Origin of the sequence: Halobellus inordinatus (assembly GCF_024498335.1) — an archaeon.
Classification (GTDB): domain Archaea; phylum Halobacteriota; class Halobacteria; order Halobacteriales; family Haloferacaceae; genus Haloquadratum; species Haloquadratum inordinatus.
Window position 1 is genome coordinate 1,270,406 of record NZ_CP101825.1, and the last position, 24,971, is coordinate 1,295,376.

At 62.6% G+C, this 24,971-nt stretch carries 26 protein-coding genes, 1 tRNA gene and 1 pseudogene; 14 read left to right on the plus strand and 14 right to left on the minus strand.

Features of this window, described 5'->3' with window-relative positions:
* Positions 1–49 precede the first annotated feature (49 nt).
* On the minus strand, positions 50–1,144 hold the full coding sequence (locus NO362_RS06535; RefSeq protein ID WP_256546568.1) for a glycosyltransferase family 4 protein: 1,095 nt from the start codon (positions 1,142–1,144) through the stop codon (positions 50–52).
* Positions 1,145–1,274: 130 nt separating this feature from the next.
* Positions 1,275–2,117, minus strand: a complete 843-nt coding sequence (locus tag NO362_RS06540; protein ID WP_256546569.1) for a universal stress protein — start codon at positions 2,115–2,117, stop codon at positions 1,275–1,277.
* 127 nt (positions 2,118–2,244) lie between these two features.
* On the opposite strand from NO362_RS06540, the gene NO362_RS06545 reads away from it, so the two are divergent.
* From NO362_RS06545 to NO362_RS06555, 3 genes are all read left to right on the plus strand, one after another.
* Complete coding sequence (locus NO362_RS06545; protein ID WP_256287979.1) at positions 2,245–2,529, plus strand: ribonuclease P protein component 4; 285 nt, start codon at positions 2,245–2,247, stop codon at positions 2,527–2,529.
* Positions 2,530–2,790: 261 nt separating this feature from the next.
* Complete coding sequence (locus NO362_RS06550; protein WP_115821811.1) at positions 2,791–3,039, plus strand: YhbY family RNA-binding protein; 249 nt, start codon at positions 2,791–2,793, stop codon at positions 3,037–3,039.
* On the plus strand, positions 3,036–3,950 hold the full coding sequence (locus NO362_RS06555; protein ID WP_256546570.1) for a mechanosensitive ion channel family protein: 915 nt from the start codon (positions 3,036–3,038) through the stop codon (positions 3,948–3,950). Before NO362_RS06550 ends, NO362_RS06555 begins: the two co-directional genes overlap by 4 nt.
* Positions 3,951–3,993: 43 nt before the next feature.
* On the opposite strand, the gene NO362_RS06560 is transcribed toward NO362_RS06555, so the two are convergent.
* Both NO362_RS06560 and NO362_RS06565 read right to left on the minus strand, forming a co-directional pair.
* Positions 3,994–4,806 carry an HD domain-containing protein gene (locus NO362_RS06560; protein ID WP_256546571.1) on the minus strand — a complete coding sequence of 271 codons (813 nt, stop codon included), beginning with the start codon at positions 4,804–4,806 and terminating at the stop codon, positions 3,994–3,996.
* A 167-nt stretch (positions 4,807–4,973) separates the two neighbouring features.
* The gene (locus NO362_RS06565; protein ID WP_121568028.1) at positions 4,974–5,453 is read right to left on the minus strand and encodes a redoxin domain-containing protein; all 480 of its coding nucleotides are present in this window, start codon (positions 5,451–5,453) and stop codon (positions 4,974–4,976) included.
* 171 nt (positions 5,454–5,624) lie between these two features.
* On the opposite strand from NO362_RS06565, the gene NO362_RS06570 reads away from it, so the two are divergent.
* The 3 genes and pseudogenes from NO362_RS06570 to NO362_RS14590 form a co-directional block, all read left to right on the plus strand.
* Positions 5,625–5,918 carry an ArsR family transcriptional regulator gene (locus NO362_RS06570; protein ID WP_256546572.1) on the plus strand — a complete coding sequence of 98 codons (294 nt, stop codon included), beginning with the start codon at positions 5,625–5,627 and terminating at the stop codon, positions 5,916–5,918.
* Between the two features lie 333 nt (positions 5,919–6,251).
* Positions 6,252–6,413 (plus strand): hypothetical protein, encoded by a 162-nt coding sequence (locus NO362_RS06575; RefSeq protein WP_256287984.1) that lies wholly within the window; start codon positions 6,252–6,254, stop codon positions 6,411–6,413.
* An 87-nt stretch (positions 6,414–6,500) separates the two neighbouring features.
* Positions 6,501–6,596: pseudogene (locus tag NO362_RS14590) on the plus strand (surface glycoprotein); the annotation flags it as partial.
* 272 nt (positions 6,597–6,868) lie between these two features.
* On the opposite strand, the gene NO362_RS06580 reads toward NO362_RS14590, so the two are convergent.
* Positions 6,869–7,126, minus strand: a complete 258-nt coding sequence (locus NO362_RS06580; RefSeq protein WP_256546573.1) for a hypothetical protein — start codon at positions 7,124–7,126, stop codon at positions 6,869–6,871.
* Positions 7,127–7,442: 316 nt separating this feature from the next.
* Here NO362_RS06580 and NO362_RS06585 point away from each other — a divergent pair, with 316 nt between their 5' ends.
* On the plus strand, positions 7,443–11,240 hold the full coding sequence (locus NO362_RS06585; RefSeq protein WP_256546574.1) for a beta strand repeat-containing protein: 3,798 nt from the start codon (positions 7,443–7,445) through the stop codon (positions 11,238–11,240).
* A 51-nt stretch (positions 11,241–11,291) separates the two neighbouring features.
* A complete protein-coding gene (locus NO362_RS06590; protein ID WP_256546575.1) occupies positions 11,292–12,386 on the plus strand; it encodes a PGF-pre-PGF domain-containing protein in 1,095 nt (364 codons plus the stop codon).
* Between the two features lie 91 nt (positions 12,387–12,477).
* Here NO362_RS06590 and NO362_RS06595 read toward each other — a convergent pair whose 3' ends face one another.
* On the minus strand, positions 12,478–12,678 hold the full coding sequence (locus NO362_RS06595; RefSeq protein WP_256546576.1) for a hypothetical protein: 201 nt from the start codon (positions 12,676–12,678) through the stop codon (positions 12,478–12,480).
* Between the two features lie 427 nt (positions 12,679–13,105).
* Here NO362_RS06595 and NO362_RS06600 point away from each other — a divergent pair, with 427 nt between their 5' ends.
* From NO362_RS06600 to NO362_RS06615, 4 genes are all read left to right on the plus strand, one after another.
* A complete protein-coding gene (locus NO362_RS06600; protein ID WP_256287988.1) occupies positions 13,106–13,357 on the plus strand; it encodes a Sec-independent protein translocase subunit TatA/TatB in 252 nt (83 codons plus the stop codon).
* Between the two features lie 268 nt (positions 13,358–13,625).
* Positions 13,626–13,751, plus strand: a complete 126-nt coding sequence (locus NO362_RS06605; protein WP_256287989.1) for a hypothetical protein — start codon at positions 13,626–13,628, stop codon at positions 13,749–13,751.
* Complete coding sequence (locus NO362_RS06610) at positions 13,752–15,041, plus strand: RNA-guided endonuclease InsQ/TnpB family protein (RefSeq protein ID WP_256546577.1); 1,290 nt, start codon at positions 13,752–13,754, stop codon at positions 15,039–15,041. It abuts the gene before it with no gap.
* A 30-nt stretch (positions 15,042–15,071) separates the two neighbouring features.
* A tRNA-Arg gene (locus tag NO362_RS06615) sits at positions 15,072–15,145 on the plus strand.
* A gap of 235 nt (positions 15,146–15,380) precedes the next feature.
* Here NO362_RS06615 and NO362_RS06620 read toward each other — a convergent pair.
* The 4 genes from NO362_RS06620 to NO362_RS06635 form a co-directional block, all read right to left on the minus strand.
* Complete coding sequence (locus NO362_RS06620) at positions 15,381–16,214, minus strand: MBL fold metallo-hydrolase (protein ID WP_256546578.1); 834 nt, start codon at positions 16,212–16,214, stop codon at positions 15,381–15,383.
* A gap of 448 nt (positions 16,215–16,662) precedes the next feature.
* On the minus strand, positions 16,663–17,112 hold the full coding sequence (locus NO362_RS06625) for a DUF302 domain-containing protein (protein ID WP_256287992.1): 450 nt from the start codon (positions 17,110–17,112) through the stop codon (positions 16,663–16,665).
* Between the two features lie 84 nt (positions 17,113–17,196).
* Positions 17,197–17,868 carry a CPBP family glutamic-type intramembrane protease gene (locus NO362_RS06630; protein ID WP_425492340.1) on the minus strand — a complete coding sequence of 224 codons (672 nt, stop codon included), beginning with the start codon at positions 17,866–17,868 and terminating at the stop codon, positions 17,197–17,199.
* Between the two features lie 33 nt (positions 17,869–17,901).
* A complete protein-coding gene (locus NO362_RS06635; protein ID WP_256287993.1) occupies positions 17,902–18,183 on the minus strand; it encodes a DUF5789 family protein in 282 nt (93 codons plus the stop codon).
* A 330-nt stretch (positions 18,184–18,513) separates the two neighbouring features.
* Between NO362_RS06635 and NO362_RS06640 the strand changes: the two genes are divergently transcribed.
* A complete protein-coding gene (locus NO362_RS06640) occupies positions 18,514–19,506 on the plus strand; it encodes a cell division protein CdpA domain-containing protein (RefSeq protein WP_256546579.1) in 993 nt (330 codons plus the stop codon).
* Positions 19,507–19,515: 9 nt separating this feature from the next.
* Here NO362_RS06640 and NO362_RS06645 read toward each other — a convergent pair whose 3' ends face one another.
* From NO362_RS06645 to NO362_RS06655, 3 genes are read right to left on the minus strand one after another with little or no spacing between them, the layout of a single operon-like run.
* Complete coding sequence (locus NO362_RS06645; protein WP_256546580.1) at positions 19,516–20,007, minus strand: Mut7-C RNAse domain-containing protein; 492 nt, start codon at positions 20,005–20,007, stop codon at positions 19,516–19,518.
* Positions 20,008–20,015: 8 nt separating this feature from the next.
* Positions 20,016–21,770 carry a DNA polymerase/3'-5' exonuclease PolX gene (gene polX, locus NO362_RS06650; protein WP_256546581.1) on the minus strand — a complete coding sequence of 585 codons (1,755 nt, stop codon included), beginning with the start codon at positions 21,768–21,770 and terminating at the stop codon, positions 20,016–20,018.
* Positions 21,767–22,210 carry a DUF5788 family protein gene (locus NO362_RS06655; protein WP_256546582.1) on the minus strand — a complete coding sequence of 148 codons (444 nt, stop codon included), beginning with the start codon at positions 22,208–22,210 and terminating at the stop codon, positions 21,767–21,769. Before NO362_RS06655 ends, polX begins: the two co-directional genes overlap by 4 nt.
* A gap of 115 nt (positions 22,211–22,325) precedes the next feature.
* On the opposite strand from NO362_RS06655, the gene NO362_RS06660 reads away from it, so the two are divergent.
* Positions 22,326–23,675: an alkaline phosphatase family protein gene (locus NO362_RS06660; protein WP_256546583.1), complete on the plus strand. Its 1,350-nt coding sequence runs from the start codon at positions 22,326–22,328 to the stop codon at positions 23,673–23,675.
* Between the two features lie 102 nt (positions 23,676–23,777).
* Here NO362_RS06660 and NO362_RS06665 read toward each other — a convergent pair whose 3' ends face one another.
* On the minus strand, positions 23,778–24,869 hold the full coding sequence (locus tag NO362_RS06665) for a tubulin/FtsZ family protein (RefSeq protein ID WP_256546584.1): 1,092 nt from the start codon (positions 24,867–24,869) through the stop codon (positions 23,778–23,780).
* Positions 24,870–24,971 lie beyond the last annotated feature (102 nt).

Below are 24,971 nucleotides of genomic sequence, written 5' to 3' on the forward strand. Positions count from 1 at the left end.
TCACGGACGCGGGCTTAATCAGTTGCGAATCGGACACGGGCGGTACCCGTTACTCGTCGTCGAGGTCGATCGGTCGCCCCGCGCGTTTCGCGTCGCGGACTTCGCGATACGTCGCGGCGAGCCGGTCGCCAACGCGGTCGAGGCTGTGTTCCATCGCCGTCTCGCGGGCGTTCTCGCCGAGTCGCCGCCGGAGCTGTTCGTCCTCGGCGAGGCGCTCGACGGCCTCGCGGAACTCGGCTTCGGTCTCGCATTTGATGCAGTCGTGCCCGTCGGTGTAGAACTCCTCGAAGACCGGGATGTCGCGGAGCACGACCGCCTTCCCGCAGGCCATCGCTTCGAGGACGGCGATGCCCTGGTTCTCGTTCTTCGTCGGGAACAGATAGACGTCGCCGGCGCCGTACGCGCCGCGGATGTCGTCGATCCAGCCGGTGAACGTGACGTTCTCGGGCGGATTCGTCGTCCACTGTCGGACGGCTTTCGAGGCGTGGGGCCCGGTGTCGTAGGGGCCGAACCACGCGAAGTCGTACGGCGTCGACTCGGCGACGCGACAGAACGTCGTCAGTCCCTTCCGCTCGAAGACGTTGCCGACGAGGAAGACGACCGTCCCCTCGAGGTCGTAGCGGTCGCGGTACTCCTCGCGGAGGGTCTCGAAGCCCGCCAGCGCGTCGACGTCGACGCCGTTCGTCATCGGGCGGATCGGGGCGTCGACTGGGTACGATTCGAGCACGCGCTTCGTGTACTGGGAGGGACAGAGGACCAGATCCGCCTGCGAGTAGAACCACTTCAGATACCGACCGAGTGCGGGGGCGATCGTCGTCGACCCCCGAAACGACTCGGCGAAGTCCTCGCGCGTGACGTGCGTGTGGAGGACGAGCGGTACGTCGTTCCGTTTGGCGTATCGCGCGACGGCGAGTGATCCGGGACCGACGAGGTTGCAGTGGGCGACGTCGAAGTCCTCGAAGAAGCCGCTGCCGGCCGCGAGCGATCGGACCCCCGAGAGGGGGTCGCCGCCGCGCCACGGCGAGGTCACGACCTCGACGTCGGTGCGTTCGAGCGCGGCGCGCTGTTGGTCAGCGGCGGTCCCGATACCGCTTCGTGCCAGCCGAGATTCGAGTTCGAGGTAGTTGAGCGCGCGGAGAGCCACGTCGCGTGGCCGTTTGCGGTGAGTCCATTTATACTGTCGGCTGTGGAGCCGTGGTGTGCCGTGGTGTCACAGCGACTGTCGCGGGAGCGCGTGTCGTCGACGGCGACCGAACGCGAGGGATACGTCTCGCTTAGCGCCGCTGGGACGCCGCCGGCGGGACCAAGAGGACGTTGTTGTTGCCGCGAGCGACGACGGCCTCAGAGACGCTCCCGAGCAGGAGGCGACGGAGGCGACTCTGCCCCCGCGTCCCCAGCAGCGTCGTCGTCGCGCCGACGCGCTCTTCTTCGGCGAGGATCTCCTGGACGGGGTCGCCGTTGCGGATGTTGGTCCCGGCCTCGATACCCATCTCGCGTTCGACTTCGGCGGCGAGCTCGTCGAGCTTTTCTTGGGCGTCGCTGATCTCCGTGTCGCCGTGCTGCACGTGGAGCAGGTCGACCTCCTGCGTCGCGCCCGTCAGGTGCGGGAGGTACTCGAAGGCCTTCTGGGCGTTCTCCGAGAAGTCCGTCGTAAAGAGGACGTGCTCGAAGAGGTGCTCTTTCACGACCGCCTTGTCGGACTCCGGCGGGGCGATGCGTTCGACCAGCAGCGGGCGGACGGACGTCCGGGCGACGTTTCGCGTCGTGCTCCCGACGAGGCGGTTCTCGAGCGGGCTCTCACCACGCGACCCGATGACGACCATATCCGCGTTGAGTCGCTCGGCGAAGCCGTTGATGCGTCGGTATGGGGTTCCGCGCGCCACGTGCGTCTCGACGTCGAAGCCCGCGGACTCGAATACGTCGCGCTGTGCCTGCAGCGCCTGTCGGGCGTCCGAGGCCGCACCCATCCCCGGTAGCCCGCTCGTGACGTTGTCGGGGACGACCGTCACGAGGTGTACCTCCGTGACGCCGATGTTGTCCAGGCAGTCCAGGCACGTCCGTGAGCGGATCGCTGCCTCGTTCGCGTCCGAGAGGTCTGTAGCAAATACGATGCGCATACTTGTTATTCGCACCCCACTAACTAATATTGTGCGGTGGATACAAGAATATGAGACGACGCCTGGCTGTCCGGGTCCACGCGGCCGACTCGGAACGTCTTTTTCCGCTCGTCACGACGCGTCGGTAATGGGTATCCCGGCTGAACGGATCGAACGGTTGCACGACCTCGCTCGGGAGGCGACGGCCGGGGGAGACGTCGAACGCGCACGCGAGTACGTCCGTCTCGCGCGCCGCATCGCCGAGCGGAACCGCTCGGGCCTCCCGCGCCGGTTCCGTCGGTTCACCTGCGACGAGTGTGACGCGTATCTCCGACCCGGTTCGACCGCGCGCGTTCGGCTTCAGTCGGGACACGTCGTCGTCCGGTGTCTCTTATGCGGCGCGACGAAGCGGTATCCGTACGGTGACGAGTAATAGGGACTATCGTAACTGTTCGGAGATTCTCGCCGTACCGTCCGGCGAGACATCTATGCGGACTTACGATCATTCCTATAAGGGTCTGTCAGCTTCGGCGGCCCGTCCCGTGTGAGTGCCGACAGTAGCATTGGCACGTCTTCACTCACCCGATCAGACGCTGTCGTGCGATCGGGTGCGCAATCAGTTGCAACTGCTACTCTCGTCTGGACTGTTTGTGAGTCTTAAGTTTCAAACCGGGTGCGGCCGTAGCGAGTCGGTATGGACGAACAGGAGTTGCGAAAGCAGGCACACGACCTCGACGTCACGGTCTGGGTCGGAAAGGGCGGTCTCGACCCCGTCGTCGAGGAAGTATCCGACCAACTCGCAGACCGGGACCTCATCAAAGTGAAGTTCCTCCGAGCCGCTCAGGGCGGCACGACGGTCGAGGAGTTAGCCGCGGAGTTGGCCGAACGCACCGATGCCACGGTAATCGAAACACGAGGTAACACGGGAGTTCTCTACCGATGACCGGCGGGGCGACGCTCCAGACGAGCGTCGACCTGAGTGACTCTATCGGTCGCTTCCTCGCTGGATTCGGACTGCCGGACACGGTCGCTGGCCTGCTCGGACAGGCGCTGGCGTTCCTCGGCGTGTTCGCCGTCGTCTATCTCGTCGGGCGCAGCGTCGTACTCCCGCTCGCGAACCGGATGATGGACTCGCGCGGTCTCGAAACGCACGCCCAGAAGCCGCTGCGACGACTCCTCGTCGTCGTTGTCGGGTTCGTCGGCATCACCGCGGCGTTCGGGGCGGCGGGCTACCCCAACTTCCTGCAGTCGCTCGCGACGATCGCCGCGGCGGCGACGCTGGCGATCGGGTTCGCGATGCAGGACGTCCTGAAGAACTTCGTCGCCGGCATCTTCATCTACACCGACAAGCCGTTCAAGATCGGCGACTGGATCGAATGGGACGGCAACTCCGGTATCGTCGAAGACATCAGCTTCCGCGTCTCGCGCGTCCGGACGTTCGACAACGAACTCCTGACGGTGCCGAACTCGGCGCTGACCGACGGCGTCATCAAGAACCCCGTCGCGAAAAACAAACTCCGCCTCCAGGTCCCCTTCGGAATCGGCTACGACGACGACGTCGAGCGAGCGACGGAGATCATCGTCGAGGAAGCCGACGCCCGCGACGACATCCTCGACGATCCCGCGCCGACGGTGCGGCTGACGGAACTCGGTGACTCCTCGGTGACGCTTACCTCTCGAATCTGGATCGACGACCCGAGTCGTGCTGACTTCGTCAAGACTCGCGCGGAGTACGTCCAGACCGTGAAACGGCGCTTCGACGAGGAGGGTATCGACATCCCGTACCCGAACCGGACGCTCGGTGGCGAACTCACCGTCGCCGGCCTCGAAGAAGTCACACCCGCAGACGACTGAGCGCGTCGCCCTTCGCCTACGCTGTTCTCGCTATTCGGTCGCCTTACAGTTCGATCCGCTCGACGAGCTGATCGTCGGCTTTCGTGTTGACCGCGACGATGCGGATGTGCGATGCGAGTCCCGAATCCCTGAGTTTCGCTTTCAGGAGGTTGTCGACCTGATAGACGCCGGCAGCGTTGACCATCTCGATCTCGACGAGGACGGCCTTGCCGTCGCCGGGACGGAGCGAGACGCTCTCGATCGCCTGGCTGGAGAGGGTGTTGATCCCCCGGCCACCCTTCTCGTAGGGGATGCGCGAGCGGCCGCGCTCCATATCCAGCGCGTCGGCGACGCGAATGACGCCCGCTTCGGTCGTCAGGGGATCTTCTTCGGTGTGATGGCACAGAATCGCGTGCAGCACTTCGGCCTTCATCCGGACTACCTCAGGGGTGTCGTAGAACTCGAACTGCGGGAGGATGCGGTCGAGGACGTCGGAGGCGAGCGGAATCGAATAGTACGCGTGCTCGTCGCGGTGGACGACGTGGCCGATGTCGTGTAGCGTCGCCGCCAGCGCGACGATCACCGGTTCGTCGGCCTCCTCGAGGCCCTGGTCGGCCGCGCCGTTGAACGCCACGTCGCCGCCCTTCAGGAGGTCATAGAGGTTGAGCGCGCGGTTGCGGACGATCTCGATGTGTTTGGGACCGTGATCGTTGTACCCTTTTCTCGTGACCGCGTTGACGTTCTGGGCCTGCAGATACGTCGTAATCTCGGGGTCGTCGAGGATCTGCGGGAGAACAGCGTTGAGCCGCTCGTCCGGGAAATTGTGGTCTGCGTCCGGGTCGTACTCGTGACCGACGCTCTCGGTAGACTCAGCCATACTTCTGTATATTCTCCGGGGAGCGCAAAGTAGCCTACGGGTAGGCCGATCGGGAACGTGTCAGATTCGGGTGTCGCGACCGGCTCATACTGATTACTCTCGTCTCTTACCGCCGACCACCGCCACCGGGAGTGGCGCTCGGCGGTACACAGTGAGAGTACTTCCTCTCAGGCGCTCGCTTCTTCGGCGGCGGCAGCGACCTCGTCGTAGTCGGGTTCGGCGCCGGGGTCGTCGCTCACCCAGGCGTAGGTGACTGACCCGTCTTCGTCGACGACGAAGACCGCGCGCTTTGCGACGTTGTAGACGCCGAGGTCCGCGAAGTCCATCGAGACGTCGTAGGCGTCGATGATCTCGCGGTTGGTGTCGCTGAGGAGCGCGAAGTTCAGTTCGTTCTGCCGGCGGAACTCGTTGAGCGTGAACGGCGTGTCGATGCTGATGCCGTAGACGGCAGCGCCGACGTCCTCGAAGTTGGCCATCTGGTCGCGGAACGTACACATCTCGGTCGTACAGGTGCTCGTGAAGGACGCGGGGAAGAACGCGAGCACGAGCGGCCCCTCCGAGAGTTCTTCTGAGAGGGTGAACGAGCCGATGTCGCCGTCTGCGAGCGGTGCGGTGAAGTCAGGGGCAGTATCGCCGACTGAAACCATACCGGGAGTGCGCAGGCATCCCGGTTCAATGTTGCTGTCGCTGGTTCCGATTGCCTGTTTCGGCCCGAATTCACCGAGCGTCGCGGGGCCTGCTGTCCGGCGACGCAGTCGTCGTGTGTCACCACGGTTCCCGAGCCGAATACCCATCTACCGGTAGGATCTGGCGTAGATGTGATCACCTATCGCCTGGTGCAGCTGACCGACTTCGAGATTCTCGAGGTGTCGGCTGATGGCCGGCGTACAGGCGCCTCGAATCTGTCCGTCCGGCTCGACCGCAAGCGGACGTCCCTCAACACACGACTGCGGGAACTCGCCGGGCAGGAGTTCCTGACCGACGTCGGCCCGTCCGGTACGGCTGGCCTCTACGACAGCGATCGCGAGGCGTGCACCGCCGCCGTCGACGAGTTTGCAGCGAAGATCACCATCGAATCGCTGGCGATCTCCGATCGCGCTCCCACGGAGTGACGCCGGAATCAGACCCGTTTCTCTCGTAACTGCATCTCGTAACTATACTCTCTTTTTGCGCTCGTGCGTGCGTGGTCTGACTGTAGCTGACGAGCCACGCTGAGTCCGTGAATATTGGTACCACACCTGATCGTCCGGATTTCCTAAACCTGCAGTAAAGACCGTGAAACACTCGTGTTTGCCAGATACAAATAAAACCTTTGGCGAATACCAGCGGTAGACACTAGCAATAGATATAAGTGGTGTAAACTGGAATACACGTGCCGAGTGGTGCACACCTGTGTGGAGGCCACTCGAACTGGATCGATTGTAGTAGAACGGAACATGGCAACGATGACAACATCGGATAACGGCAGTCGCTCGGACACGACGCACACGTCTATCGAGATCAGCCGGGACGTCTGGCGACAGGTCCGCAGTGATGCCGTTGCAGACGGGAAGAACGTCTCTGAAAAACTGGAGGAGGTGCTCGAGGATTATTACGACCTCGATTGACGCGCTGGGCGCAAGCCCGCCGGAGCACGCGATGATCCAGCAGTCGTATCGCTCGCTAACTAACCGCGATTATACATTCAACACTGAATGACACACGATAAATACGACAAAGTCCGCGCAGTGTTCCTCGCGGCGCTGATGGTCGTCTCCGTCTTCGGAGGCTCCATCGCGTTCGCTGGGAGTGCTGCTGCGAATGCCGAAGACGGCAGCATCGACCTGGGTTCTGGCGATGGTACTCAGGTCACGGTGAACAATTCAACTACCTTAAGTAACGTTCAAGTAGACGACACAAGCGACGGCGATAATTCTACACTCTTCGTCTGGATCGAAAACGGAACAACAGAAGGCCGGTACGACTCCAACGATATTAGTGCCAGCAACACCTCAGCATACGACCCTGGCCAGAATAACGTTGATATCGGTGATCTGAATCTTGGTGGACTCAGTGAGGGGACCTACACCGTCTCTGCGGCTGAAAACGCCACTCTCACTGATGGTACTACCCAGGCGGATAACACGTCTGTCGGTCTTCTGGAGATTGATAACACGCCGCCGGAAATCTCCAGTGCATCCACGGCTGACGTCAATAACGACGGCACCGTTGATGCGATTAACGTCACTCTGTCGGAGAGTATTGACGACAGTAAGAGCACGCTTGATACCAGTGCCTTTGAGGTCACTGGTGGAACTGTTGATTCAGTCTCCTCAGGCACAGCAGACGACGCTAAAGTCAACCTGACTGTCAGTGGCCTTACGGCCGATGACACGAGCGTTACGCCGAACGTCAACCTAACCGCCGATAGCCTTAGTGACGTTGCTGGCAACTCGCTCGACAGTAAACAAGAGTTCACGACTACGACTGACGGTGCTTCTCCGGCTGTTCTTACATCCACGCTCAACCGCACCCTCATCAACAAAAATAATGCGAGCGTCCCGATTGAAGTGAATGTCACGTTCAGCGAGGACGTGTCTGGGAGCTACACTGAAGGAGACGTTGCTATTGAGGGTGTCTCTGGAGGCCCTGTCAATGTGGCTGGAAGTCTTGTCACGAACACCAAATTCAGTGGTACGGTGACGATTGGTGATAACGGCGAGGATGTCTCAGCAGATCTGTCGGTGTCTGGTCTTGAGGATCAGAACGCGACGCCCAACGTGATGAGTGCTTACACAGCATCGGGCGCACTTACTGTCGATACAGTGGCACCGACTGTCACGGCGAATCAGTCAGCACCAGATATCGTCGGCGGCACGTCGGTTGACGTCACGACGCAGTTCGACATCGCGGATAACGACGGTGGCACGACCACCTACGAGTACAACACCTCGAACGGATTCGAGGCGATTTCGGCTGAGAACGAGTCGAGTTTCGACACGACGCAGTTTGAGGACGGTAGCCTCGAACTCAAGGCGACCGACACCGACGACGCTGGCAACAGCGACAACGATACGGCTACGGTGACGGTTGACAACACCGATCCGGTGGTCGACATCACGTCGCCGACCCAGCTCCAGTACAACCGCACGGGTCAGGATCTCACGGTTGAGTACGATCTCACCGAGGAACACTCCGATTACGTGAACGTGACCCTTGCCGACGGTTCGGGCAACAATGTCACGTACAAGGGTGTCGCGAGTGGGACTTCCGTCGAACTGAATAACTCCAAAGCTACGACCGTCAACGGTAACGGTCTGACCAACGCGACCTACGATGTCACGGTCACTGCAGTTGACAAAGCGGGTAACAGTGGGTCCGATACCGAATCGGGCGTCGTCGAGATCGACGACATCAACCCCGGCGACATCCAGATCGAGAAACCCACCAGCGAAGTCATCAAGCAGTCCGGTGACACGCTCGGTGTCGCGTACAACTACTACGAAGACAACACCGAATCCGTTACGGTCACGCTGAACGGATCGACCGACTACACGTACAACGTCGATGACTCGCAGTACGTCAACGACGACACGCGCAAGTCGCTTGATCTCGACCTTGACCAGCCTGAAAATACTCAGGACCTGAATGCTGACGAGAACCTGCCCGAAGGCACGTACTCGGTGAACGTCACGGTCACTGACAGCGCTGGCAACACACACTCCGCTGAGACGAACAGCAAATGGGTTGTCATCAACGACAACACGGCTAACGTCAACGACGCCTCCACGACGACGGGCGTCGTCCGCCCCGGTGACACGATCACTGTCGAATACGACTACGAAGACCAGACGAACGCGACGTCCGTCACGTTCGAACTGGTTGACGACAAGGGCACCGCGACCACGGACGATGACGAGGTTATCACGACGCTCGGCACGTCCTCGGACGTTGTGCCTACCAACAACATCCAGAAGGAACTCACCGTTCCGGACGGCTACGATGGTAACTCCTTCTCTGTCGAAGTCTCGACGGAGAACCGCTTCGGTGAGACTGACTCTACCGAGACGGCGAACTTCACCATCAACGAGGAACTCCCCTCGATCACCGAGGTCGAAACTGACGCTGGTACCAACACTGCCTACGTCCACTTCAACGAAGACGTCTACCCGAAGGGTGACGCTACGTTCACAGTGGACGACTTCGCCTACCAGGACGTCAGCGCTGGTGGTGCCATTGGCATCGATGCGGTCACGGATGCCTACCTTGAGGACGGTCACACGGTCCTCGTCGTTGACCTGAACGGTGACGTGCAGGCCTCCGACCTCGAAGCCGACCTCGTCAACGCTCGCGCGGGTCAGCTCATTGACTCCGCCGGTGCGCAGGTCGGTACCGAGACGGTTGCCATCAACGACACGACCAATCCGACGGTCACGATCAGTAACCTCGAGTACGTCACCAACGCGAGCGCAGACAGCTACGCTGGTGTCTCGATCGACGTCGATGAGACGGTCAACGTGACGGTCTCTGCGACGGCCGACTCGAACATCAACGCGACGTACACGAAGGTTGGTCCTGGTGACGATATCCAGCTCACCGGATCGACGCTTGATCTCTCCAGTCTCGAAGACACCGAGAACCTCGGCATCACGGTCGACGTCGAGGACCTCTCGAAGGCTGGCTACACCGACAGTGAGAGCAGCACTGTCGAGAAAGACACCGTGAAGCCCGAGATCGTCAGCGCGACGACGAACGCGGGTACGAACACGATCACGGTCGAACTCAGTGAACCGGTCGACGGCGCCACCTTCAGCGGTGACAACGTCACGGTTCACGACGTCACGCGCGAAGACGCCGACATCTACACGGTGACGACTCAAAGCGAAGTCCTGGCAGACATCAGTACCGCCTCGCTGACGATGACGGGTGGGACTGACGACGTCGGTAACACGCCGGTCGGCGAGCCGGTCACGCTCACTGACACCGAGAAGCCGACGCTTGACCTGGTGACGGCCGAAACTGGTGATACCACCGTGGAACTTCGGTTCTCTGAGAGCGTCTACAACGACACGGACACGAATCTCACTGACGGTAACATCCACTACCAGAACAGTGAGAGCGGTGTGAACCACCGAATTGTCGGTGTCGAACACGATGCGGGCGACACGACCGCGACGGTCACCCTGAACACCTCGCTTGTCGAGGACGATATCGGCAACGACGAGATTCAGGTCGCTCGCTTCAACGACTCTGTCGACAACAACAACACTCAGACTGTCACGATCACGGATAGTGTCTGGGTCAGCGACATCCAGCTGACGAACACGTCGAACCACGAAGTCCAGATCTCGTTCAACGCTACCGACAAGCTGGATAACTTCACGGCGCACCTCGTGAGTCCGCAGCTCGTCGAAGTCGATCACACTGACGAGACGTTCCACATCGAGGATGCAACTGAAGAAGCGAACGGTGACAAGTACACCTACACGGTGAACTACACTGTTCAGCGCGACAGCATCTACGGTCTGAACCTACAGAGCATCGAGGCCCTTGACGGCGCGACGGACGACGATGTGGGACTCGATATTGACGACACGGCTGAAGTCGACTACGAGGATCCGGAGGCTGACGACGCTGAGCTCACCTCCGACAACAAGCGCAACAACGCCGGATCGACGGTCGTTGTGCAGTTCAACGAACCCATCCAAGAAGCTGGTGAGTTCGATGTCTCGAACATCACGTTCGCAGGCACCCCTGCAGAAAATGCCTATCTCACCGGCTACAACGAGATCACTGTTGAGTTCGACACGGTGATTGCCACGGGTGACGCAGAGCACATCGAATTCGGCGTCGATACGGTTGAGGAAGCAGCCGGAGACCACACCTCTGCTGCTGGTACGGACGACCCGGTCGACACGCACGAATACCACCTGAAGAAGGGTGTTAACTTCGTGTCCGTCCCCGCTGAATTCGGCTCGCTCGACATCGCGAGTTCTGAATTCAGCGATGCGACGGTGATGACCTACGAGAACGGCGAGTGGCTCTCCTACAGCCCCGAGAAGTCCGCCGACAACCAGGACATCGAGTCCCTCGAAGGCGGTCAGGGTTACATCGTGAAGACCGACGCTGACGCGACGGTCGACATCACGGTGCGCAACGAAGAGTCTGGAACCACCGCCGAGAGCGCCACGCCTGGCGAGCAGCAACTCCAGGAAGGCTGGAACCTCGTCGGCCACTGGCAGGAGAATGCCCAAGATGCGGACACTCAGGCGGGCGGTGCACTCGCAACACTCGATAGTGTGAGCACTGCAACCCACATCTACGGTCAGGCATCCGACGGTCAGTTCGGCTACGAGACGGTCGAAGGTGGCCACTTCGAGCCCGGTGAGGCCTACTGGGTCTTCGTCGAGAACGGCGAAGTCTACACGGTCTCCAAGTACGACCAGGATCGCTAACCAACCGCAGTCCACACCTATCCGAATTTATTTGGGGGTAACTACAACAAAATGACAACCAAACTATCACGGAACTCTCGTGGCCTGCGGTATCTCGCAGTCGCGATGGTGGCGATGCTGCTCATCGCCCCAGCGACTGCAGTCGCCGTTCCAAGTCCGCCGCACGAAGTCTTCGGCACGGTCACTGACCAGAATGGAAATGCGGTCGACGGGCTCACCGTCACGGTGACCGACGAAGACGGCAACAGCTACACGGCGACGACTGACGCCGACGGCTACTACGAAATCAAGTTCCCCGCGGAGGACGGCTCCGAGGGCGAAACACTCACAGTCTCGGTCGAGGGCAAAGACGCCTCCGACACCACGTCGTTCGAGTCTGCCACCTCTGAACGGATCGACCTCAGCGTTGAGGTTGACACCGGCGGCGGTGGCGGCGGTGACGATGACGACGATACCGGTGGTGGCGGTGGCGGCGGTGGCGGTGGCGGCGGTGCTGCCCCACCGGAAGACACCGCGACGCCGGGTGACGACACCACGCCTGAGCCAGTCTCCGAAACGGTCGATCTCGACCAGGACGGGGCCGCGAAGGTGAACCTCTCGGGCGGTACGGGCGCAACGAGCGTCTCCGTGTCCGTTCCGAACAAGACGGGCCAGACCTCTGTCCAAGAGCTGCCCGACCCGCCGGCTGATGCACCCGCTCCATCGGGTCAGTACGTCAGCGGGGTCGACATCTCCGCGCCGGACCCGGATGAAGGCGAGACCGCGACAGTCACGATCACTGTCTCGCAATCGCGCCTGGACGAGTTGGGCGCGAGCGCCGAGCAGCTGGTCATCCAGCACTACCGCGACGGCGCGTGGCAGACGCTCGAGACGACCGTCGAAAGCCAGGGCGAGGAAGTCGTCCTGAGCGCGCAGACGACGGGCTTCTCGCCGTTCGCGGTCACGACAAAGGACGATCAGGCGCAGGTGACGACGACGGCTGACGTGACCACGCAGCCGGACGAGACGACGGAACCAGCGACCCAGGCGACGACGACGTCGCCGCCGGGTGACGACGGCGGGCCCGGCCCGCTGCTCATCGTTGGCGTCGTGATCGTCATCCTGGCGATCGTCGCCGGCGCGTACTTCGCGTCCCAGAACGAATAGCGCGCCTCCCACACCTCGCACCACCCCTTCACACGCTCCATTCTTTGCGCCCGGTCGACGGCAAGCGCTGAGTCACACCGCTTGCCGTCGTTCATACACTCCGTAGCATCTCGTCAAGGACATACAATCCAAAGGGCACGGTCCCACAGACGACCGCAAAGAGCGCGAGTTCGAGGTGTGCCTCGCCGAACTTGTCGATGTAGAGGTGCAGATGCCCACCAAACACGAACGCCTGCAGGACAACCATTCCGAGTAACAGCGTCGCGAACCCGCCCAACAGGACGGTTGTCATACTGTCGGACAGAACGATGTGAAGCGTATCGGCACCCCGCGGGGGCCAACACGATTCACGGACTTCTGTCCGACAGTATCAGGATGCTCGATTCCGGCGACGACGTCAGCCGTACAACTGATAGGGATTATCGTACGTCTCCATAGATTTCTCGCCGGACGATACGGCGAGAATCTCCGAACAGTTACGATAATTCCTATGAGACGGCCACAGCCCGTCGCGTCTTCGAGCCCGACGTCGCCGTCACCGCTGAGCGGTTCGTACGGATCTACCGGGCGCTCGCCCTCGGAGCGGATGAGAGGTGCAATTATGATGCTGCGGCCAGTATATTATCTGAGCGCCCATCTGTGGACGTGAAACGCCGTTCTTTACCCGGGTGTGGGAGGCAAAAAGCCTATAATTACGACTGGGTTAGGTGCTGGTAGCAATGTCCGTAAGTGTTACCCCACTGTTCCCGGGGCTCCCGGGTGGGCCGGAAGTGCTCGTCGTCCTGCTCATACTGGTGCTGCTGTTCGGCGCGAACAAGATCCCCAAACTCGCCCGCTCCACGGGGCAGGCGATGGGAGAGTTCAAGCGCGGCCGTGAAGAGATCGAAGATGAACTGAGTCAGATGGACGACGAAGAGGCGGACGAGGCCGAGACCACGAAGTCGACGGAAACGTCCACCGACGCGAACTGATAGGGATTATCGTAACTGTTCAGAGATTCTCGCCGTACCGTCCGGCGAGAAATCTATGCGGACTTACGATAAGCCCTATGAGGCGCTGCCCCCACCCGGCGTTTTTCTCGGAACCGTATCTGTCAAGGAGCAACGCAGGGAGCGAAGCGACCGAGTAGCGCAGTAGGGAGGGGATACAGCGCCGCACGGTTCTCAAACACGTTCGTCGCCCGGCCCACAGGCCCACGCAATCACAACTCTTATTTGTGCATTTTGTGTATAATATGTTGTGGCAACGCGCAAGAACATCTCCATCCGAGACGACCAAGAGGAGTGGATACAGGAGAACCACCTGAATCTCTCCTCGTTCGTCCAAGAGAAACTGGACGAACTTATCGAGGAACGAGAAGAATAGATGCACTACAACTACAAGTATCGGCTCGACCCACCGGAAGCTCTCGCGGAGACGCTTCTGCACCACGTCGATACCTGTAGGCAACTGTATAACCACGTCCTCTACAAACTCAACGAGTCAGACGAGATTCCCGCCCGCTACAAGGTACAGGGCACACTCCCCGACCTCAAATCGTGGTGGGACGACCTCGGAGACGTTCACTCGAAGGTGTTGCAGATGGTTGTCAAGCGCGTTTACGATAATCTCTCCACGCTCAAAGCGCAGAAGGAGAACGGACGCGCCGTGGGAATGCTCAAGTGGAAACCGCCTCGGGAGTATCGGTCGCTCACCTACAATCAGTCCGGCTTCAAACTCAAGAATACGAGTGGTCGGCCTGTCCTGTGGTTGAGCAAAATCGGAGAAATACCGATTCACCTCCACCGAGACATTCCCGAGAACGCGACCATCAAACAGGTCACGGTCAAGCAGGAACCGACGGGTGAGTGGTTCGCCACATTCGGTATCAACGTGGACGAAGCAACGCCTGAGAAACCGGAGACACCCGAGAAAGTCGTCGGGATTGACGTAGGCATCCTGAAGTACGCTCACGACACCGACGGGTACGCTATAGAGAGTCCTGACTTCAGCGACGAGCGCGAGCGGTTGGAACGCGCACAGCGCAACCTCTCGCGGAAACAGCACGGCTCTGCGAATTGGGAGAAACAACGCCGGGTCGTGGCCGAACGACACGCCGAGTTGAAGAACAAGCGCCGTGACTTCCTCCACAAACTCTCGAACTACTACGCCCGAGAATACGACCTTGTGGCCGTAGAGAATTTGGACGCGAAGGGTTTGGTGGAACTACCGGGCAACTCGCGCAACCGTGCGGGTGCGGCGTGGGGGACGTTCCTTCGGATGCTCGAATACAAGTGCGAGCGGGAGGGAACGCACTTCGTCGCTGTTGACCCGAAAGACACGACAAAGAAATGTGCGTCCTGTGGTGTCAAGACGGATAAACCGCTGTGGGTGCGCGAACACTCGTGCCCATCTTGTGGGTTTGAAGCGGATAGAGACGCGAATGCGTCGTGGAACATCCTTTCTCGCGGTCTCGAAGACGTAGGAGTGGTTCACTCCGAACGAACGTCCCCAGAAATCGAAGATTTCTGGTGTGCGAACGAATCGCGCAGCGATTCGTTAACGCCTGTGGAGACTGCGCTCCCTACGGACACCGTTGTGTCTGCAAAGTGCGTCGTGGAAGCAGGAAGCCCCTGCCTCAAGGAGCCGCCGAAGGCGGCGAGTAGGCAGGGGTAGTTCACGCGACGGCTACGCTATCCTGCGGTAGGACGTGTGGCCCAGTGGACTAAGGCGAGGGGTTCCTAACCCCTAGAGCGCGGGTTCGAATCCCGCCACGTCCGTTTCCCGCCGAGCGATAGCGAGGTGTGAAAACGACGCTGAGGAATTCGAATCGGGGAGGTCGCGCGCAGCGGAGCAAGCACGTCCGACCGTGGTTCGAATCCCGTCACGTCCGCTCACTTCGTTCACCCCCGTGAGGACCGCCCGCTCGCAACCGCTCACGAGAGTCCTGTCACGTCCGCTTTTTACCGAGGGGACGTTGCTACGACGAAGTGGCGGGTCGCGTTCGCCCGCGACTCAGAGGTCGATCCGATCGCCGATCTCGGTGATCTCCAGCGATTCGGGGTACGCGTAGCTCCGCGTGTGGTGGTGGAGCACCTTCGGATCGGCGGTCAGCCCCTTCCACATATCCCAGTGGCTCGGGAGGAACCGCTCGAACTGGAGGGTCGAGGCCGCCTCGACGGCCTCGTTCTCCGTCGAGTACCAGCGCGTGCGCTTCGGCTCGCCGGTCTGTTTGTCGTCGATGTTCCCGATCGCGCCGAAGGCGAGCACGCCCAGGTCGATGTCGTAGCGCTCGCCGACGTCGTCGAAGTCGTCGTGCGGCTTGGTGTCGCCACCGTGGAAGAACGTCCCCGAGTCGTGCTCGAACACGTAGGAGACCGGATGCGTCGAATCGGGGTCGTGAGAGATTTCGACGTGCACGGTGAACTCGCCCACCTCGACGGTGTCGCCCTCGGTGACCTCGGTGAACTGCTCTTCTGTGAGGTCGTACTCGTCGAGCCACGCCTCGTCGTCGAAGGCGACCGCGAGCGAGTCGTCCGGCGCGTAGAACGATGCGCCGGTGGTTTCGAGGATCGGCGCCTGGCTCGGGCCGTGCGTGTGGTCGGTGTGTTCGTGCGTGGCGAAGACGGCGTCCATCTCGGCGACGTCCTCGGGCGCGAACGGCACCGGAATCATCCGGACGGTCCGCGGCGGATCGCCCGTACCGAGATACGGGTCGATCGCGACGGTCGTTCCCTCCGAGCCCTTCAGAATGAAGCCGTTGCAGCCGAGATACCAGATCGCGACAGTTTCCGGGTCGGCCGATTCGACGGCGCGCGGGAGCCAATCGTCCCAGTCGCTGTGAATCATACCCGACGGTGGGGCTGGCCCCGGGCTAATTCTGTCGGTTGTCGCTACGCATGGACAGTTACCCTTGGAGACGAGCAGACGGTCCGCGTTACGCGTCAGCATTGGCACCTGATGCCAAAATAAACAGAAATACAATAATATAGCAGATAAGACCACGATTATAGATATACTGGATGCATATACCCGTGATCAATCAAAATATGCGCGGCAGAAAATACTTATGCGTTACTTCCGACTTTTCGTATGCTATGTCAGATCGTGACAGGAAAACCGCCCACTTTTCACAGATGGATGCGACGATGCGGCGTCTCGGATCGTGGGATCCACGCCCCGCGTCTGACCGATCCTGATCACCCTCCAGTAGTGGCGTCCGTGCGCCGTCACGCACTCGATGGCACGACCGCGTGCAAGCGAGCGCGTGAAGGTTTGCAAACGCTACTGTCGGTTCTCACTCCGCGTCAAGGTTCCCGAACGCCTCGTCGACGAGCTCGCCCGTATCGGCGATGACGTCGGCCATCTCGTCGCTGTCGGGTGCCATCCCGACCAGGCGAGCGATGCGCATAATACTCACGTGATAGACGGTCTGGACGCCCGGTTCTTCCTGCCAGACCACGACGTTGCACGGGAACAGCCCACCCATCCGGTTGTCGCTGGCGTCGAGCGCGCGGTTCGCCATCGACGGGTTGCAGGCCCCGAGAACGTGATACGGGTCGCGTCCGGCGTCGATCTTCTCGTTGAGCAACTCCGAGGCCGAGAATTCAGTCGCGATCCCGAAGCCGGCGTCGGTGAACGCCTCCCGAACGTGTTCGATCGCGTCTCCGTGTTCCATCTGTAGTGTCGCGCGCTCTTCGCCGATATCTGACGCAGCGATCGCTTCCGGATCTATCGGTAGAGTCATCGGGTTGTCATACGACGGCACGCGAGGAAAATCTATGCCCTTTCACAGCGGTCTCTGTCCCTCGCACGGCAGTCTATCAGCACCTCACAGCGGGACTGGCAACCACCGCAAGGCCGCCAGTACGTCCTGCGGCGGAAACACGGGGTCGTGCAGTGTGAGCCAATCGAGCAGCGTCAGGCCGAGGCCGTGGGCGACGATCGAGGGCAACAGCGACTGGCTGTGGTAATCGACTGCGCCGAAGAGAACGTCTGTCGGCCCCGACAGCAGAAGTTCGATCGGCGGCTTGCCGACGTGGTGAAGGGCGTAGACGACGGGGCTGATGAAGACGCTCTTGAACCCGAAATCGTCGCTGACGCCGACACAGAGCAGTCCGCGGTAGTAGGTCTCGGCGGCGACGACGACGAGCAGTTGCTGGATCGTGTGCGGGAGGAACTGCCCGAGCGCAGTCGTCGTCTGCCACATCGGGTAGTACGCGCGGATGCTCGGCAGCGACGCGCCGACGAGGTAGAAGGGAAGCACGAATGCAGCGAGAATAAGGGTGTCGCGGAGCGCCCGCCGGTCGACTCGGTAGCCGAGGTTCCGCCCGTGCGTGATCGCGAGACCGATGGGCACGAAGAGGAACACGACGGCGTCGCGGACGACGCGTGCGGTGAGATCCGACGGTGGGACCGTCCACGAACTCCAGAGTATCGAGAGGACGAGACCGACGAACAGCGACCGCTGGAGCCAACTCGACTCGAAAGCGGCGTTACGAATACGTACGTGAACGGACACCGTCGTGGCCGGTACTCACTCGGTCTGCACGGGCCCATCGCCGATGACGTCGTGGACCCGGTCGACGAACGTCTGTCGGGAGTCGAAGTACGTCTCGTCGACTGCTTCGAGGACGTCGGCGAGCGTCTGGGGGCCGGACGGCGTCCGAACGACGCTGTCGCCCTCCTGTTCGACGATCCGGCTCATCTCGTGGGGCCAGGTGAGTCGCGCGGCGACGCGCGCCAGCGGCTGGCCCTCGACGGGTGTTTCCTCGCCTAATTCGACGACGGGGCCCTCGGATTCCTCCTCGTCTGCCATACCCGGCGGTTAGCGAGCCCGTACAATAATCTCTTCGACACGCGCGAAAGCCCGTGAACGCGACGCTCGCGGGTCTCTCTGTCCGTCGCCTGTATGTCTACCGTCCGTCGCCCACTGCTCTATCGACCGCTGCCAGCTTGGTTTGTTGTCCATCGCCCACTGCTCTATCGTCCGTTGCCTCCCCCCGGTTGCTCGCCACCTTCTGCCCAGTCGACCTCGTCCCATCGCATATGTGTTGCCCGCTCGGAAGACGGGTTCTGGTCCCCGTCCCAGTGTCCGTCGTACGTCCGTCTGACGCATCGTTTTGTGTGGTGACTTCGAACTAGGCCTATGCCCAGTCTCTCGGAGGTTTACAGGGGAAAAGAAACGGGGGCGAGCCTCCGGCGACTGCTCTTCGGGCTAGTGCTGTTTCTCGCCGGGGCGCTCTTCGTCGTCTTCGGCATCGTCGTCGCCACGACGGACGTCCTCTACGGAACCGAACCGGCCGCGCTGACGGCCAAGCGCCAACTCGGTGGCGTGCTCGCCGGCGTCGGCGTCCCTGCGGTCTTTCTCGGTATCTTCGCGGTGCTCCCCTCCGCGCGGCTCACGAAGGCAGCAGCGGTCGTCGGAGCCGGCATCGCCGTGATCGGCGTCGCGCTCTTCACCTACGCGTACCCCTGCCGCTGGTCGGGATCGCTCTGCGGCGCGGGCAAGCCCGACTTGACGCTGATGACCGTCGGCGTCTACTTCCTCGGCGCGATGATCACATTCTGGTGTCTGTTCGCCGGCGTCGCGAACTTCAAGACGCGCAACGATCCCGGGGGGACGGCCACCGTGAACGTGACGCGCAAGAGCGAAACGAAGTACGTCCCGGTCGAGCGCTCGCGCGGCGGCCTCGGCGGTATCGGCTTCTTTGGCGGTACACCCGACGGCGAAGTCGAAACGCAGACCGCAGGCAGATCCAGCAACGGCGGTTCCAGCGCCCCCGGCAGTACGCCCGGCCCGGCGTCGGACGGCGGCACCGACGCCGAGTCGATCTCGTCGCCGATGGACGCCGCACCGGGCGGGACGCAGAGCGCCGGTGCAGCAGCGAATTCGGCTTCGAAGTCCCGACAGCAGACCGAGCGCGCACAGACGCCGCGAAGCCAGCGTACCGGGCGCTCCGAGCGCACCGAGCGCGGCTCCACATCCGACGCTGCAGACACCTACTGCGGCAACTGCGCACACTTCGAGTACGTCCGTACTGACTCGGGGATCCAGCCGTACTGCGGCGCACACGAGGAACTGATGGACGATATGGACCCCTGTGAAGAGTGGACGTCGCGGTCGGACCGCTCGCGCTGACTGTCGCTCCTATAGCTCTTCGAGCGTCGCTGTCACGTCGTCCCAGTGGCTGCCCTTCCAGAACACTTGCCCGCAGGAGCGACAGCGCCAGCAGTCGGTCTCGGCAGGGTCGGGTGCGTACGCCGGAAGCGACTCGGCCGCGTCGACGGGACGGAGTTCGCCGTTGCACGCGCTACAGCGGGTCGGCGGATCGTCGAGCGTGAGGGCGTAGCCGGCGTCGCGGACCTCTCTGAGTTGGTCTTTCACGTCGCGCGTGGACAGGAGCACGGCGTCGGTCGCGCGGGTCGCGAGCTCGACATCGCGCGTCACGAGCGTCCGATCCGACGCCTCGACTTGCGCCAGGATCTCGTCGTCACTGGGGTCGTTTCCGGGCTCTCGCCCCCACTCGCCGCCCTCGTCGAGGATATACGCGGCGTCGTAGCCACACATCCGCAGGTACGTGGTCAGTTTGCCGAGCATCGCGTCGAGGAGCAACCGGTCCGTGGAGTCGTTCTCGGTCATCGGTCGAATCAGTGCAGGAAGGCGCGAAGCTCGTCGACTTCTCGGGTGTTCAACACGTCGTCTGCTTCACACCAGCCGCGCCGAGCCGTGTGGACGCCGTATCTGATGTACGCGAGCGCGCCGGGGGCGTGCCCGTCGGTGTCGACAGCGATCGTCGCCCCGGCGTCGATCGCGACCCGGACGAGTTCGCCGTGGAGATCCAACCGCGCGGGGTCGGCGTTGATTTCGAGCGCAGTTCCGGCGTCTGCGGCCGCCTCGGCAATCCGGGCGATGTCGAGATTCAGCCCTTCGCGCTCGTTGATGAGGCGGCCGGTCGGGTGCCCCAGGATGTCGACGCTCGGGTGTTCGACGGCTCGGACGAGCCGGTCGGTCGCCGTCTCGCGGTCCTGGCCGAGCGCGGCGTGCGGTGACGCGACGACGACGTCGAGGTCCGCGAGGAGGTCGTCGGCGGTGGAGAGGCCGCCGTCGGCGTCGATGTTCGTCTCGATGCCGTGCAGCAGGGTCAACCCCGAATCGGTCTTCTCGCGCGCATCTTCGATCGCGTCCATCTGTTCTCGGATTTCGTCGTCGGAGAGTCCGACGCCGCCGACCATTCCCGGTCCGCTCGCGTGGTCGGTTACGGCGTAGTAGTCGTAGCCGCGTTCGGCGGCCGCCTGCGCCATCTCTGCGACCGACGCGCGCCCGTCGGACCAGTCGGTGTGCGTGTGAAGGTCGCCGCGGACGTCGCCCTCCGCGACGAGGTCGGGGAGGGTACCCTCGCGCGCGGCGTCGATCTCGCCGGTCCCCTCGCGGATCTCCGGCGGGATGAGCGGCAGATCGAGCGCCGCGTACATCGATTCCTCCGTCTCGCCGGCGATCCGTTCCCCGACGCGCTGGCCCGCGTCGGGGTCGTCAACGTCGGTGACGTCGAAGACGCCGTACTCGTTCATCTTCAGCCCCCGATCGATCGCGAGGTTCCGGAGTTCGACGTTGTGATCTTTGCTTCCGGTGAAATACTGGAGTGCGGAGCCGAACTCGTCGGGGGCCACGACGCGGAGATCGACCCGGATGTCGTCGACGCGGAGGCCCGCTTTGTGTTCGCCCGCCTCGATCACGTCCGATGCGGCCGGTAACTCGACGAACGCGTCGATCACGGCCTCACTCTCGGTTGCGGCGACGAGAACGTCGACGTCGCCGATCGTGTCCCGCCAGCGGCGGATCGACCCCGCGACTTCAGCCTGCTCGACCTCGTCGATCCCGCGGAGGTACGCGAGGACGTCGTCCGCGAGCGGACGCGCGTCGCCGAGGCGCTCTCGTTTCTGTGCCTCGCGAGCGAACGCGACGTTCTCGCGGATGTTCGCTTCGGTCTTCGCGCCGAAGCCTTTCACTTCCTGGATGCGCCCCTCCTCGGCGGCCTCCGCGAGTTCGTCGAGCGTGGTGATGCCCAGCGCGTCGTAGAGCGTCCCGACCGTCTTGGGACCGACGCCCTCGACTCGCGTGAGCGCCTCGATGTCGACGGGCAGTTTCTCTTTAAGATCGGCTAGCTCCTCGATCTCGCCGGTCTCGATGTACTCGATGACTTTCGCGGCGATGGCGTCGCCGACGCCGTCGATCCGCTCGACCGCGAATTTCCCTTCGTCCGCCAAGTCCTCGATCGGCTCGTGGTACTCGCGGACGTTCTCCGCGGCGCGACGGTAGGCGTTCGGCTTGTATTCCACGTCGTCGGCTTCGAGGAGGTCCGCGAATATCTCGAGTTGGTGGGCGACCTCCGCGTTGCGGCTCACAGTCGACCTCCGCGCGTGCTACTGGTGTCTTCGTGCCCGAGCGCTTGCTTCAGGAAGCCCATCCATCGCTTCTGGTCTGCGGCCTCTTGCACCTTCGACTCCTGTTCGAGGTCGACCGGCCGAAGCTGTTCGAGCGCGTTCAGCGCGCGGTCGATGCCGATGATGCTCTCGGCGAGCCGTTCTCCCTTCTCGTAGGTGATCTCGCCCGCCTCGATCTCTTGGAGTCGCTGGAGTCGCTCGCGGCGGAGGTTCTTCTTCGCCTGCTCGACGCGGTCGCGCTCGCCGGCCGGAATCGTATCGCGACGCTTGATCTCGAAGACGAACTCCCGGAGGTCGATCTCCTCGCCCTGTACGTCGATCCGATCCGGGATGTCGACGCCGACGGTCGCGGCCTCGCGGTTGACGCGCTCCAACAGCTGTTTTCGTTCGAACTCCTTCACGGCTCTCGCCTTGCAGTTACGCGGCCGTCCACTTCGCTCCTTCGCCGTCAGAGACGCCGGCAGTCGTTCGCACGGAGACGAAACTTCTTATGACTCACCAGGAAATACGGAGGATATGGGATTGTTCGACCGACTTCGCGGGGCGGATCACCCGCGCGTCGCCTTCATCGGTATCGACGGCGTTCCTTTCAGCCTCCTCGCCGACAGCCCAGATCGGTTTCCGCACTTCGCCGCGCTCGCCGAGGAGGGGAGCGCCGGCCCCATCGAGAGCATCGTCCCGCCGGAGTCCTCGGCCTGCTGGCCGTCGCTCACGACCGGCGTCAATCCGGGTGAAACCGGCGTCTACGGCTTTCAGGACCGCGAGAACGGCTCCTACGACACCTACGTCCCGATGGGGCGCGACGTACAGGCGACGCGCCTGTGGGATCGCGTCACCGACGCCGGCCGCCAGGCGAGCGTGATGAACGTCCCGGTGACGTTCCCGCCGCAGCGGAACGTCCAGCGGATGGTCTCGGGCTTTCTCTCGCCGGGCGTCGACAAGGCCGCCCACCCCGACGAGTTCCGCGACGAACTCGACGAGATGGGCTATCGGATCGACGTCAACGCCAAACTCGGCCACAACGAGGACAAGACGGAGTTCGTCGAGAACGCGCACAAGACCCTCGACCGCCGGTACGAGGCGTTCACGAACGTCCTCGACCGCGACGACTGGGACCTCTTCTTCGGGGTCTTTATGACGACCGATCGAGTGAATCACTTCCTATTCAAGGACTACGAACACGACGGCGAGAACAAAGCGGCGTTCCTGGAGTTCTACGAGAAGGTCGACGAGTACGTCGGCAAGATCCGCGAATCGCTCCCGGACGACGTCACGCTCGTCGTCGCCTCTGACCACGGCTTCACGTCCCTCGATTACGAGGTCCACTGCAACGCCTGGCTCGAAGAGGAGGGCTGGCTCTCGTATGCGGACGACGACCACGAGGAACTCGGCGACATCGCCGACGACACGCGCGCGTACTCGCTCATCCCCGGACGGTTCTACATCAACCTCGAAGACCGCGAACCGCGCGGAGGCGTCCCACAGGACGAGTACGAGGCGGTCCGCGCGGAACTCAAAGCCGAACTGGAAGCGCTCGAAGGCCCCGACGGTCGCAAGGTCGCAGCGCGGGTCGTCGAGAAAGAAGACGCCTTCCGCGGCGACCACGACGACATCGCGCCGGACCTCGTCGTCGTCCCGAACCACGGCTTCGACCTCAAATCCGGGTTCAAGGGCCACGAAGACGTGTTCGGTACCGGCCCCCGGAACGGGATGCACAGCTTCGACAACGCGTCGCTGTTCGTCGACGACTCCGACGTCGAGATAGAGGACGCCGACCTCTACGACATCGCGCCGACGATCCTCGACCTGCTGGAAGTCGAGTACGCCCGCACCGAGTTCGACGGCGCGAGCCTACTCCAGCAGTAGCGAGCGACTTCTCACCTCTTTCGCACCGACCGAACAGCGCCTCAGCGCTCGGTTCGCGTCGCTTCCAACGGCTTCGTATCCCCCCCAACGGCCCTGCGTCGCCTACAGCAGATCGTCGAGGTCGTCGTTCGCCCACATATCCGCGGCGTCCTCGGCCTCCGCTTCGGCCGCCGCGTCGGACTCTTCTTGGGCGTCTTTGGCGCGCTGCATAAACGCCTCCAGCCGTTCGGAGCGTTCGACGCCGCCGAGGAGGACCAAGGTCGCGAGGCGACCGCTCGACAGCGGGAAGTCGCCGCCGCGGACCTGGAGACTGCCGGTCTCCTCTTCGACCCACCGACGGGCCCGCTCGACGCCCTTCCGCGGAATGGCGTCCTGCTCGCCCGCGACGATCAGGAGCGCGGCGTCGGCGTCCGTCGCGTCAGGCAGGCTCGATCCGGTGAGGAGGGCGCGCCGGGTGGTGCTCATCACGGCGTTGATGTTCTCCTCGGCGTCGGGTGCTGCTTCGGCGGAGGCGTAGCCGAGGGCGGCGATGCCGCCGCTGCGGAGCGTGTTGATGATCTCCGAGGAGTCGACGACGCTCTCGGCGACGCCCTCGACGGCCTCGCCCGATGCGAGGAGGAGGCCGACTCGCTGTGCGATCTCCTCGTTGATCGCGTCGAAGCCTTCGGTGATGCTCTCGCCGGCCGACCGGAACGCGTCGTTGTCCACGAGGAGGAGGGCGTCGGCCTCGCGGGCGAACGTCTTCAGCGATCGACCGGCGTTCACCTGGTACATCGAGCCCTCGTCGCGGCCGGGGAGGATCCCGAGTCCGTAGACGGGGACGTCGTAGATACGCTTGAGTTCCTTCGTGAGGACGGGCGCGCCGCCGCTGCCGGTGCCGCCGCCGAGTCCGGCCACGACGAAGATCGACTCGACGCCGGCCGTGATGCGGCCGTCGAGCGCCGAGAGCACCTCGCGGTTGTCCGATTGCATCACTTCGGCCCCGAGTTCGTTGTCGCCGCCGACCCCGTGGCCCTTGACGCGGTCCTGGCCGATCAAAACTGTCTCGAAGGGGAGACCCTGCAGATCTGTCTTGGCGGTGTTGACCGCGACTGCGCCACGGATGGAGCCGAATCCCATCCGTTCGTCGTATGCGACCAGTTCGCGGGTGAGTTTCCCGCCGGCCTGGCCGACGCCGATCAGGACGGACTTCATATCTCGTGTATCTCTGAGGTGGCCCTTCAACGTTCGCCCCGGGTCGCGTGCGCGGCGGACTCTCTGCGGCCGACCGTTTATGAACGATGACGCGGCCACGGG